12 protein-coding genes are annotated in these 11,580 nt (G+C 63.7%); 10 read left to right on the top strand and 2 right to left on the bottom strand.

Features of this window, described 5'->3' with window-relative positions:
- The 10 genes from rsfS to ACILRA_RS12355 all read left to right on the top strand — a co-directional run.
- The coding region (gene rsfS, locus ACILRA_RS12310) for a ribosome silencing factor (protein ID WP_395662394.1) at positions 1-347 on the top strand (347 nt) is incomplete at its 5' end.
- A gap of 4 nt (positions 348-351) precedes the next feature.
- Positions 352-834, top strand: coding sequence for a 23S rRNA (pseudouridine(1915)-N(3))-methyltransferase RlmH (gene rlmH / locus ACILRA_RS12315; RefSeq protein ID WP_395662395.1), 483 nt, complete (start codon positions 352-354; stop codon positions 832-834).
- Positions 835-921: 87 nt separating this feature from the next.
- On the top strand, positions 922-2,166 hold the full coding sequence (locus ACILRA_RS12320) for a murein hydrolase activator EnvC family protein (RefSeq protein WP_395662396.1): 1,245 nt from the start codon (positions 922-924) through the stop codon (positions 2,164-2,166).
- On the top strand, positions 2,163-3,506 hold the full coding sequence (locus tag ACILRA_RS12325; RefSeq protein WP_395662397.1) for a S41 family peptidase: 1,344 nt from the start codon (positions 2,163-2,165) through the stop codon (positions 3,504-3,506). The genes ACILRA_RS12320 and ACILRA_RS12325 overlap by 4 nt, the downstream gene beginning before the upstream one ends.
- A gap of 291 nt (positions 3,507-3,797) precedes the next feature.
- The gene (locus ACILRA_RS12330; protein ID WP_395662398.1) at positions 3,798-4,997 is read left to right on the top strand and encodes a divergent polysaccharide deacetylase family protein; all 1,200 of its coding nucleotides are present in this window, start codon (positions 3,798-3,800) and stop codon (positions 4,995-4,997) included.
- Complete coding sequence (locus tag ACILRA_RS12335) at positions 4,997-5,494, top strand: RNA pyrophosphohydrolase (protein WP_395662399.1); 498 nt, start codon at positions 4,997-4,999, stop codon at positions 5,492-5,494. Before ACILRA_RS12330 ends, ACILRA_RS12335 begins: the two co-directional genes overlap by 1 nt.
- The gene (locus tag ACILRA_RS12340) at positions 5,491-6,234 is read left to right on the top strand and encodes a L,D-transpeptidase family protein (RefSeq protein WP_395662400.1); all 744 of its coding nucleotides are present in this window, start codon (positions 5,491-5,493) and stop codon (positions 6,232-6,234) included. Before ACILRA_RS12335 ends, ACILRA_RS12340 begins: the two co-directional genes overlap by 4 nt.
- Before the next feature lie 39 nt (positions 6,235-6,273).
- A complete protein-coding gene (locus ACILRA_RS12345; RefSeq protein WP_395662401.1) occupies positions 6,274-6,459 on the top strand; it encodes a hypothetical protein in 186 nt (61 codons plus the stop codon).
- A 3-nt stretch (positions 6,460-6,462) separates the two neighbouring features.
- The gene (locus ACILRA_RS12350) at positions 6,463-7,125 is read left to right on the top strand and encodes an HAD family hydrolase (RefSeq protein ID WP_395662402.1); all 663 of its coding nucleotides are present in this window, start codon (positions 6,463-6,465) and stop codon (positions 7,123-7,125) included.
- 233 nt (positions 7,126-7,358) lie between these two features.
- Positions 7,359-8,762 (top strand): DEAD/DEAH box helicase, encoded by a 1,404-nt coding sequence (locus ACILRA_RS12355; RefSeq protein WP_395662403.1) that lies wholly within the window; start codon positions 7,359-7,361, stop codon positions 8,760-8,762.
- A gap of 571 nt (positions 8,763-9,333) precedes the next feature.
- On the opposite strand, the gene lepB is transcribed toward ACILRA_RS12355, so the two are convergent.
- Both lepB and ACILRA_RS12365 read right to left on the bottom strand, forming a co-directional pair.
- The gene (lepB, locus tag ACILRA_RS12360) at positions 9,334-10,245 is read right to left on the bottom strand and encodes a signal peptidase I (protein ID WP_395662404.1); all 912 of its coding nucleotides are present in this window, start codon (positions 10,243-10,245) and stop codon (positions 9,334-9,336) included.
- 159 nt (positions 10,246-10,404) lie between these two features.
- Positions 10,405-10,776, bottom strand: coding sequence for a F0F1 ATP synthase subunit epsilon (locus ACILRA_RS12365; protein ID WP_395662405.1), 372 nt, complete (start codon positions 10,774-10,776; stop codon positions 10,405-10,407).
- Between the last annotated feature and the right edge of the window lie 804 nt (positions 10,777-11,580).

Genomic DNA, 11,580 nt, shown 5'->3' on the forward strand with positions numbered 1-11,580 from the left:
CGAAGCCCGTTGGCGCGCTGGAGACCATCCTGGCGCAGCTTGATGACGCGAAAGCCCAGCAGGTTGTGACGATCGCGCTCGACGACAAGTCGGCGGTCGCGGATGCCATGGTGGTGGCCACCGGAACATCCAGCCGGCATGTCGGCTCGATCGCTGATCAGATCGTCCAGAAGCTGAAGGAAAAGGGCTACCGCGACATTCGCATCGAAGGCATGCCGCAGTGCGACTGGGTGCTGGTCGATGCCGGCGACGTTGTGGTGCACATCTTCCGGCCAGAGGTGAGAAGCTTCTACAATCTCGAGAAGCTGTGGTCGGCTCACGCGCCGGACGACCGGGCCGCGATGTGACGCCTTGCGTCTTTCCGTGATCGCGGTCGGGCGGCTGAAGCCCGGCCCCGAGAAGACCATCGCCGGAGATTACCTGACCCGCGCCGAAGGCTTGGGCCGCAAGTGCGGGGTTACCCGGATCGGCATCACTGAGTTTTCCGAATCGCAGGCCTCCTCGCCCGCGGCGCGCATGGCGGAGGAAGGCAAGCTGGTTGCGGCGGCACTGCCGGCCAAGGCCTTCAACGTCGTGCTGGACGAACGCGGCAAGGCGCTCGCCAGCGAGGCCTTCGCCGATCTCCTGCGCCGCCAGCTGGACGGGGGAACGCAGGACATGGCCTTCCTCATCGGCGGGCCTGACGGCCACGCGCCTGCAATCCGCAGCGGGGCCGGTCTTCTGCTGGGCTTCGGGCCGATGACATGGCCGCACCGTCTGGTGCGCGTCATGCTGCTCGAGCAGCTCTACCGGGCCCTGACCATCATCGCGGGCCACCCCTATCACCGGGCCTGACGGACGGCCCGGCTCATGATTAACGAAATGTAAATCCGAAAGGCGGCATTGCTGTCGGCGTCCTTTCCACGAGCTGAGCCATTCCTTATGCGGCGGTCCGCCCTGACCATAGCCCTGGTGATGCTGGCGCTTCCGGCGCAAGGCACGGGCCTGCGCGCCCAGGAACAGGAGCAGCTTGAGCTGATCGAGCGCCAGATCGAGAACGCCAGGGCCGCTGAGGCGCGCATCGCCCAGGAGATCGCCGCCGCCATCGAGGCGCAGGACAGCGTGGCCGAGCAGCTGGGCAGCATCGCCCAGTCGATCCAGGCACAGGAGGCGCTGATCGCCGCCAGCGAGGCCGAGATGCAGAAGCTGGCCACCGAGCGCGCCACACTCCTTGCGGAGTTGGGGGAGAAGCAGGACTCGCTGTCGGAACTGCTCGCCGCCCTGCAGCGCCTGGAACAGAACCCGCCACCTGCCCTGGTGGTCGAGCCGGGTGACATTCTCGCCGCGCTGCGCGGCGCCATGCTGCTCGGCACGCTGGTGCCGGAACTCAGCACCGAAGCCCAGGCGCTGGCGCTGAAGCTCGACCAGCTGGGGCAGGTCGAGGCGGCTATCAGCACCCGCGGGCAGGCGGTGGCGCAGGAGATCACAAGGCTCGAAAGTCAGCGCATCGAACTGGGCCGGCTCGTCGCCCAGAAGAAGGGGCTGGTTAGCAAAAGCAGCGAAGAGCTGGAGGCCGAGCGCGCGCGCAGCAGGGAGCTGGCGGACAGGGCAAGATCGCTGAAGCAACTGCTCGCCAGCCTGGCAGCAGAACGCAAGCGCCAGGAGGCCGAGGCCGCAGAACGGCTGGCTGCGGAGGAGCGCGAGCGCAAGCGCCAGGAGGAACTGCAGCGGGCGCCGAAGCTTGCCTTTGCGGAAGCAAAGGGCAAGCTGGCCTTTCCCGCACAGGGCCAGATCGTGCGCGGCTTCGGCGAGCCCGACGGGCTTGGCCGCGAGACGCAGGGGCTGATGATCGCCACGAGGGCCGGAGCACAGGTGACCGCACCCGCTGACGGCAAGGTCGAGTTCGCGGGGCCGTTCCGCTCCTATGGCGAGGTCGTGATCCTTAATCCCGGCGGGGGCTACCGGGTTCTTTTGGCGGGGATGGACAAGGTGACGGCGGACGTGGGAGAGTTCCTGCGTGCCGGGGAACCGGTCGGCGAGATGGGGTCCGGCCCTGCTTCCGTCACACTTTTCGGTGAAGTGGTGCAAGACGGACGGCCGGTGTTGTATATAGAATTCAGGAACAGCACAGAGGCCGTCGATTCCGGTCCCTGGTGGATTGGCGGTTTGAAAGAGGCGCGTGGATGATGAAGAACTCCCGGTTACAGAATTTTGGTCTGGTGTTGGCTGGCGCGGTGTCCGCCTCGCTGTTGTGGCATGCCTTTGGCACAGCCGGGGCGGCCTCCAATGCCGACACCTACAAGCAGTTGAACCTGTTCGGCGACGTGTTCGACCGCGTGCGGGCGGACTATGTGGAAGAGCCCGATGAGGGCAAGATGATCGAGGCGGCCATCAACGGCATGCTGACCTCGCTCGACCCGCATTCGAGCTACATGAACAGGAAGCAGTTCCAGGACATGAGCGTCCAGACGCGGGGCGAATTCGGCGGCCTCGGCATCGAGGTGACGATGGAGAACGGCCTCGTCAAGGTGGTGTCGCCCATCGACGAGACGCCCGCCAAGCGCGCCGGCATCATGGCCAATGACCTGATCACCAAGATCGACGGCGTCGAGATCCAGGGCATGACCCTGAATGAGGCAGTCGACAAGATGCGCGGCAAGATCGGCACCGACATCGTGCTGACCATCCAGCGCGAGGGCAAGGAACCCTTCGAGCAGAAGCTGACGCGTGACCGCATCCGCGTCCAGTCGGTCAAGTTCAACATCGAGAACAACGACATCGGCTATATCCGCATCGCCTCCTTCACGGAGCAGACGCAGGAAGGCCTCGAGAAGGCAATGGACCACTTCCGCACCACGCTGGGCGACAAGGCCAAGGGCTACATCATCGACCTGCGCAACGATCCGGGCGGCCTGCTCGACATGGCGATCTCCGTGTCCGACAGCTTCCTTGACCGCGGCGAGATCGTGTCCACCCGTGGACGCCAGGCCAACGAGACGCAGCGCTTCAACGCGACCAAGGGCGATCTCGCCAATGAAAAGCCGGTCGTCGTGCTGATCAACGGCGGCTCGGCTTCCGCCTCCGAGATCGTGGCGGGAGCGCTTCAGGACCACAAGCGCGCCACGGTGATCGGGACGCGGAGCTTCGGCAAGGGATCGGTGCAGACCATCATTCCGCTGGGCACCGAGGGCGCCCTGCGGCTCACCACCGCGCGCTACTACACGCCCGCCGGCCGCTCCATCCAGGCCAAGGGCATCGATGCCGACATCGTGATCGAGCAGGAACTGCCGCCGGAACTCAAGGGCAAGGATGTCTCGACCGAGGGCGAGGCCGGGCTTCGCGGCCACCTGTCCAACGAGACAGGCGGCGAGGAGGGCGGCGGCTCTTCGGCCTATGTCCCCGAGGACCGGACCAAGGACATGCAGCTCAAGGCGGCGATCGACCTGCTCAACGGCGTGAAGGTGGTTTCCAACGTGAAGCCCAAGGACGACAAGGCCAATCCGGCCCCGGACACCACCGCGAACTGAGCGCCGCGCCTGATGCACCACAGATCGCCGGACCCCTAGAGCATGATCCGCAAAAGTGGAAACCACTTTTGCGATAAGATCATGCTCAAGCAATTGATCTTGCCCGAGTTCTTTTCGACCAGGTGATTCCACCTGGTCGGAACGCGCGCTCGTGCCCGGCGATTTGCGTTGTGGACCGTCCGTCAGGAACGGGAGGAAATGTCAACTTTGGCGTTTGGGTTAACAGGGTATTAACGGTTCGGCGGCGACAGTCGGTCCAGTCCGAATCATGCAGACACCGAAGCCCTGAAGATGCCACGCGACGAACTGCGAACACCCTTGCGGAAGCGAAGCCTGAGAGAGCGCCTGCTGTCACGGCGGCCCAGCCTGTTCGCTCTTGCCGCCATGACACTCGTGGCGGTCTTTCTGGCAGGCGGCGCCTGGCTGCTCATGACGCCCAGGCCACTGGCGGGCGAGCCCGTGGTGGTCGCCGCCATTCCCCCTGTTGCCGAACTCGCGACCGCATCGACGAGCCTCGCCGGGGAACCGGAGGAAGTCTCCGAGGAGGAGAGTGCCGCGGCGGAGAATGTCGAGGCGGTGATCGACCAGAGTGCCGCGGAGATCAAGGTCTTCGACCAGGCGGCACCGGAACGGCAGGAGTACCAGGACGAGGCCATCGTCTTCATCGCGCCAAGCAGGCCGCTCGCAAACGCCCCCATTGCCGATGTGACCGAGACCACGGATGCCGGGCCTCTTCCACGCATCTCCGAGGAAGGCCGCAAGCCCTTCAATGTCTATGCGCAGGCGACGCCGCTGTCGGTGAGCAGTTCAGGCCGGCCGAAGATTGCCATCATGCTGGGTGGCATGGGGCTCAATGCCAAGCTGACGGAAAAGGCAGTTGATGCACTTCCCGGGGACGTCACGCTGGGCTTCGCGCCCTATGGGGAAAACCTGCAGGAGCAGGTGAACCGCGCGCGCGCCGAAGGCCACGAGATCATGCTGCAGGTGCCGATGGAGCCCGTGGGCTTTCCCGCCACCAACCCCGGTCCCAAAACGCTGATGAGCGATGCCTCGCCGCAGGAGAACGTCGCAGCGCTGCGCTGGCACATGAGCCGGTTTGCCGGCTATTCCGGGATCACGAACTACATGGGCGCGCGCCTGCTCGTCAGCGAGGAGGCGCTGCGGCCAGTGCTGGCGGAGGTACGCGAAAGAGGGCTCGTCTATCTCGAGGATGCGACGGTGAACGTCTCGGTCTCGCCCAAGGTCGTCGAACAGGTGAGGCTGCCGATGCAGCGTGCGCAGATGGTGATCGATGCCGATCCCACCGCCCCCGCCATTGCCGAGGCGCTGGAACGGCTTGAGCAGGAGGCGATCAGGAACGGCTCCGCCATCGCCACGGGCTCCGGCCTCGAGGTGACCATCGAAACAGTTGCCGAATGGGCCAAAACCTTGCAGGAGAAGGGCATATTGCTGGTGCCCCTGAGCGCCGCCTACAAGGGAAGAGCGACCTGATGACCAAGAACGGCGAGATCACCGAATACCGCCTCTGCGTGGGCGTGATGCTGCTGAATGCAGCAGGCCATGTGTGGATCGGCCGCCGCTATGACAAGGCGAATGAGGAAGGCGAAGGCCACTGGTGGCAGATGCCGCAGGGCGGCATCGACAAGGGCGAGGATGCGGCGGCGGCCGCATTGCGCGAGCTCGCGGAAGAGACCGCCATCACCTCGGCTCATGTGATTGCGGAAGCCAGCCGCTGGTACAATTACGACCTGCCCGAACAGCTTATCGGCAAGTCCTGGAAGGGCAAATTCCGCGGCCAGACACAGAAATGGTTTGCGCTGCGCTTCACCGGCGAAGACAGCGAGGTCAATCTCCATCCGCCGGGCCACTCCCAGGAATTCGACAAGTGGCGCTGGGCGCCCATGGGCGAGGTTCTCGACCTGATCGTGCCGTTCAAGCGCGAGGTCTATGAGCACGTGATTGCCGAGTTCCGGCACTTGGCCGGGTGAAGCGGCATCTGCTGGCCCTGGCCGCTATGGCCGTACTCGCCGCCGCACTGATCTACCTGGTGCGGCCCACCGGGATGCTGCCGCAGGTCACACCCATGCCGCTTGCCGAGAGGCTCGCCCAGGGCGGCTTCGCGGCAGGGCAGCCGGTCTATCTCCGCATCTTCAAGGAGGAGAGCAGCCTCGAAGTCTGGATGGAGCGCAACGGGCGCTTCGAACGCGCCCTAACCTATCCGGTCTGCGCCTGGTCGGGCAGTCTCGGGCCCAAGCTCAGGGAAGGCGACGGGCAGTCGCCGGAGGGTTTCTATCTGGTGTCGAAGCGGCAGCTGAAGCCGGACTCGAGCTACCACAGGGCATTCAACATCGGCTTTCCGAACGCGTTCGATCGCGCCCAGGGCCGCACCGGTTCCTTCCTCATGGTCCACGGCGCCTGCGTCTCGATCGGCTGCTATGCGATGACGGACGCGGTCATAGAGGAGATCTACACCCTCGTTGAACAGGCGCTCGCGAACGGACAGGAAGCCGTGCCGGTCCACATCTTTCCGTTCCGCATGACTGAGGAGCGGCTCGCCGCGGCTTCGGGGGAGCCGTGGTACGGCTTCTGGCGCAATCTGGCGGAGGGTGACCGGCTGTTCCAAGCCACAGGCCAGCCACCGCGCGCCTATGCCTGCGGCAGCCGCTATGGCTTCGCCACAGCAGGCGAACCTTCACCGCCGGACTGCACGCCCGTCAGGCCCTGGTAGCAACTTGCTCCGCCACGCAAAGAACCTTATGAATCGTTTATGTCATCCGCCCAGATCGTCCAGCTTCTGATCACGCTCATCGGCATTGCACTCGCCATGCTGATGTTCCTGTTCGGACCGTTCGACCTGGTCTGGAACACCGTGGCAGCGGTGGTGATCTTCATCCTGGCGGGTGTCGCGGCAGGCTTTGCCTATGCGAAGCTGCAGGCCGGGCGAAAGGGCTAGGCCGTGGCGCATGTGATCTTCGACTGCGACGGAGTACTCGTCGATTCGGAACCGCTGTCGATGAAGATCGACGTCGAGATCCTGGCCGAGAATGGCGTGGTGATGAGCGAAGCGGAGGCGCACCAGCGCTTCGTGGGCAAGACCTTCGCTGCCATGCTGGACGAGATCCGCCGCGACTTCGGGGTGAGCTTTCCCGCCGATGCCTCAGAGCAGAAGGACCTTCGGCTGCTGCAACTCTATGCGCGCGAGCTGAAGGTGGTGGAGGGTGTCTTGCCCGCCCTCGAGGCGCTCATGCCGCAGCATTTCAGCGTGGCCTCGAATTCGCCCTTCGAGCGCGTCGAGGCCGCCTTGCGCATCACCCATCTCACACGCTTCTTCGGCAACCGCATCACCACCTTCGAGCATGTGGCGCGCGGCAAGCCGGAGCCCGACGTGTTCATCGAAGCCGCCCGGCGCGCCGGTTATGCGCCTGAGGACTGCATCGTCATCGAGGATTCGGTGACGGGGGTTACCGCCGCGCACCGCGCCGGGTGCCGGGTGCTCGGCTTCACCGGCACGCATCCCCACCCGCAGGAACAGGCGAGCAAGCTTCTGGCCGCAGGTGCTGCCACCACATTCCACGCGATGCGCGACCTGCCAGGACTGGTAGCGGAAAATATTCTTTGACATTGCAGTGCAACACGCCCATATGGGCGATGCCGCTCGCGGCCGACCAAAGGAATACGTGAGGCGCACGAGACAGGTGCAGCCGTTCCGGCCAGCGACATTCCCGAACATACCTTTCACGTGGGTAGGTTTCAGCGCCTGCCCCGGCCATGCATGGATCTTCCGTGTTCCATGGCCAATTCGGACATGGGCGGCGCTGCCCATACGCGTTCCGAAAGATGAAAGAAGATTACGTGACCACATTCACCGACCTCCAGCTCTCCGAACCCCTTCTCCGCGCGCTGGCCTCCGAAGGCTATGAGAGCCCCACCCCCATCCAGGCGCAGTCCATTCCCAGCCTTCTGGCCGGCAAGGACCTGCTGGGCATTGCGCAAACCGGCACCGGCAAGACGGCGGCCTTTGCGCTCCCCATCCTGCAGAAGCTCGCCGCCCACCCTGAGCGCGCCGCCAAGGGCACCTGCCGCGCGCTGATCCTCTCCCCCACGCGTGAACTCGCCGCCCAGATCGGCGAGAGCTTCCGCGTCTATGGCAAGTTCCTGAAGGTGACGCGCGCCGTCGTCTTCGGCGGCGTGTCGCTCGGCAAGCAGGTGGACATCCTGCGTGGCGGCGTCGATGTGGTCGTCGCAACGCCAGGCCGCCTCGTCGACCTGATCGAGCGCCGCGCGCTGACACTCTCCAAGGTCGAGGTCTTCGTGCTCGACGAGGTGGATCAGATGCTTGACCTCGGCTTCATCCACGCGATCCGCAAGATCACCGGCATGCTGCCGGCCCAGCGCCAGAACCTGTTCTTCTCGGCCACCATGCCGAAGGAGATCGCAGGCCTCGCCAACAACCTCCTCACCGATCCCGTCCGTGTGGAAGTGGCGCCTGTTGCCACCACTGCAGAGCGCGTGAATCAGTCCGTGATCCACGTCGACCCCGCCAACAAGGCGAAGCTTCTCGTGGAGCTGCTGAAGGACAACAACATGACGCGCACGCTGGTGTTCACCCGCACCAAGCACGGCGCCGACAAGGTGATGAAGAACCTCTCGGCGGCGGGCTACACCGCAGCGGCGATCCACGGCAACAAGAGCCAGAACAACCGCGAGCGCGCATTGGCAGGCTTCAAGGCCGGCAAGATCCTCGTGCTGGTGGCAACCGACATCGCCGCGCGCGGCATTGACGTTGACGGCGTTTCCCACGTCGTCAACTACGATCTGCCGCATGTGCCGGAGTCCTACGTCCACCGCATCGGCCGCACCGCGCGCGCCGGAGCCGATGGCTCTGCCATCGCCTTCTGCACGCCGGAAGACCGCGGCCTTCTGCGCGATATTGAGAAGACCATCCGCGCCCAGGTGCCGGTGGTGGAACATGCGCTGGGCCTCAAGGGTGTCCAGACGCTGGCCCCCACCTTCGGCTGGAACCCGGCCGGCAAGGACAAGCCCCTGGGTGCGAAGCCGCACCACCGCGGCCAGGGCCCGAACCGCAACCATGGCGGCGGCAACGGCAAGCCGCAGGGCCAGAAGCCGCAGGGCGCCAAGCCCCAGGGCCAGTCCCAGCCGAAGCGCGACGGCGGCAACGCCGGCGGCCAGCAGACGCCGCGCCGCTCAGGCGGCGGCAGCAGCTGGATGACCGACCTCGGCAAGCGCCAGGCGTAAGCGGCCTGCATTACGAACCAGAAGCCCGCCGGAAACGGCGGGCTTTTTTGTTTGGGCTTGGCATCGGTCTCTCACAGCGGTTCCCTTCTCCCGTCCCGAAGGGATGGGAGAAGGTGGCCGACAGGCCGGATGAGGGCCTCGTTCAACATCGGGACTCGCGGATAGAAGCCCTCATCCCCCCTTCGGGGACCTTCTCCCATTGCTGCGCAACGGGAGAAGGGGAAACCATAGGCGGCATCAGAACAGAACCGCCTGGGCATGCCCAGGCGGTGACGGCAGCTGGATGACCAATCCCGGCAAGCGACAGGCTTAATCGGCGCACATCACGAATTGGAGGCCGCCGGAGACGGCGGGCTTTCTTGTGCGTTACTCCCCTATGCCGTCATGCCAGCGAAAGCTGGCATCCAGCTTCGGCGGCAGTTCACTCACCCTGAATTCACCATACGCGGGCCTGACCCGCGTATCCTCTTGCGGCACGCGAAGAAGATCGCCGGAATGACGCCAATGGCGGAGGCCTCAATGCCGTTGCCTTCTCTCAATCCAGCAAGGGAGATGAAGCCTTGCGGTGTGGCTATTCCGGCCGTCCCATAAGCGGCACTCCCTCCTCATTCCAGATCAGGAAGGAGAAGCGACCGACGAAGTTCGCGCGCGGAACGAAACCTGTGCGCGCGTAGCGGCTATCAGCCGCGTTATCACGGTTGTCGCCCATCACGAAGTAGTGGTCAGGTGGCACGACATATTCGTCAGTATTGTCTGCAGCTCCGTTGGGATCCGTGTCTGCGATCACATGAGACGATCCGCCCGGCAGCGTCTCTCGATAGAGTGTGGCGGCAGCATCCTGCATGAACTCGGGGCTGGCTTCGACACGCTCGATCATAACTGGCGCGCCGTTGATGTGAAGCACCCCGCCAATCACCTGCACGCGATCCCCTGGAAGGCCGATGACCCGTTGCACAAAGGTCACGGAAATTCCATTCAACCGGTACACCGCAATGTCGCCACGCTGTGGATCGTGGCCATTATAGGCGGTCTTCGAAACGGCGAAGTAATCCCCTGTCACCAGCGACGGCCACATGTTGATGGCGGGCGTACTAAAGGGTTGATACAGAAAGGTAGTCACACCGAATGCTGCAACAAGGTTGAGCGCGGCAGGGCTCGGAAGCGCCACATACCAGCGGGAGTACCACGGCCTCTCGAGAGCCGTTCTCCTAATGGAAAGGGCGTGGGCCAGGGCCGCCAAGGCCACGGTGAGAGGCGCGATGTAGTAGATGATCAGGAGATCGATGCCCCGAAACAACTCAATGGGCAAGAGGCCCCGCAGCGCCGCGACAAAGAGAGCGGCGAAGAGCACGTAAGTCATGCCGAAATAGAACACTGCCAGCCGCCAGCGGCCCATCCAGAGCATGAGCGGCGCCGCGCCAAGTAAGGGCGCTATGGCAATGAGACCAAAGGTGTTGCGGGGCGTGCCCGCCATGTTTGTCATATGAGGCCCCAACTGATGGCTTCATAGCAATCCAAAGTTTAGTTGTAAATCTTGTCGATCTAATTCCAGCAGTGTCAGTTCGGCTCAGTATGGCGGTGTGCTGAAACAAAATCGCCGGAGCATGCCCCGGCGACTTTAATTCAATGCTGATCGCTCCGCTCAGAGCGCCGACTGCAGCGCCTTCAGGTGCTCGATCATTTCTGCCGCCTTGCGTTGGGCTTCGCCCGGCTTGGCGTCGGCCAAGTCTTCCTCGGCGTTCTTGATCTGCTTGGCGAGGGCTGCAGCGTCGAGTTCGGCCATGGGAATGGCGACCTCGGCCAGCAGCGTCAGCCCTTGCGGGTTCACTTCAACCATGCCGCCCTTGACGAAGATGCGGTCGGTGGAGCCGCCGTCCTTGTAGACGGTGACGACACCGGGCTTCAGCGTCGACAGGATGGGAGAAGGTGGCCGACAGGCCGGATGAGGGCCTCTTTCAACCAGCACGGCTCGCGGATAGAGGCCCTCATCCGCCCTTCGGGCACCTTCTCCCATTACTTCGCAACGGGAGAAGGGCGAGCTGGTGCACCGCCCCAAAACAAAATCCCCGGAGCGAACCCCGGCGATTTCAACTTCCGCCATGACCTTTGAGATCAAAGCACCGACTATAGCGCACGGAACTGGTCAAGAGCCTCCGTTGCCTTTGCGAGGCATCATCGAGTTAGCGTCGGCAATGTCTATACACTTCCGTGGGGTGCAATCAGTGGGCTGCTTTCTTCATGATTTCGGTCTTCGTGTGCCATTCAGTCCCGCAGAATGGACAAAACCTTATCGTTATATCAAACCATCCCGGTCTGCCGTCGTCCATCTCGGCATAACCCACGGTAAGGCAAGCAGTTCCATCTTCCTGAACAGCAAAAGCAGAGTTCGGTATTTCAACCAAAGAGATTCGGAGGTTCTCGCAACAGAACTCATCGTTCTTTGGCCACATGGCTCAGCCTCCTTCACCCTTGCCTACGAAAGGGTACATGATTGCGATCTCAGATTGAAATCCTTCCTTAAACCGATTTCGAGTCCAATCAAGCATTCAGTTCTCGGTGAGCAGGATCACGAAGGGAGTGGCGGGGGTGACGGAGCCATAGCTGCAACTAAACAAAACCGCCGGGGCATGCCCCGGCGGTTTTAATGTCTAGTCGCCGTTCGGCTCAGAGTGCCGACTGCAGTGCCTTCAGGTGCTCGACAGTCTCCGCCGCCTTGCGCTGGGCTTCGCCCGGCTTGGCGTCGGCCAAGTCTTCCTCGGCGTTCTTGATCTGCTTGGCGAGGGCTGCAGCGTCGAGTTCGGCCATGGGAATGGCGACC

The organism is Aestuariivirga sp., assembly GCF_044239095.1.
Taxonomy (GTDB): domain Bacteria; phylum Pseudomonadota; class Alphaproteobacteria; order Rhizobiales; family Aestuariivirgaceae; genus Aestuariivirga.

Excerpts from the sequence above, each read along its gene's own strand:
- ACILRA_RS12320 (WP_395662396.1), top strand. The coding sequence starts at position 922 with ATGCGGCGGTCCGCCCTGACCATAGCCCTGGTGATGCTGGCGCTTCCG.
- ACILRA_RS12325 (WP_395662397.1), top strand. The coding sequence starts at position 2,163 with ATGATGAAGAACTCCCGGTTACAGAATTTTGGTCTGGTGTTGGCTGGC.
- ACILRA_RS12365 (WP_395662405.1), bottom strand. The coding sequence starts at position 10,776 with ATGGGAGAAGGTGCCCGAAGGGCGGATGAGGGCCTCTATCCGCGAGCC.
- ACILRA_RS12330 (WP_395662398.1), top strand. The coding sequence starts at position 3,798 with ATGCCACGCGACGAACTGCGAACACCCTTGCGGAAGCGAAGCCTGAGA.
- ACILRA_RS12345 (WP_395662401.1), top strand. The coding sequence starts at position 6,274 with ATGTCATCCGCCCAGATCGTCCAGCTTCTGATCACGCTCATCGGCATT.
- lepB (WP_395662404.1), bottom strand. The coding sequence starts at position 10,245 with ATGACAAACATGGCGGGCACGCCCCGCAACACCTTTGGTCTCATTGCC.
- ACILRA_RS12335 (WP_395662399.1), top strand. The coding sequence starts at position 4,997 with ATGACCAAGAACGGCGAGATCACCGAATACCGCCTCTGCGTGGGCGTG.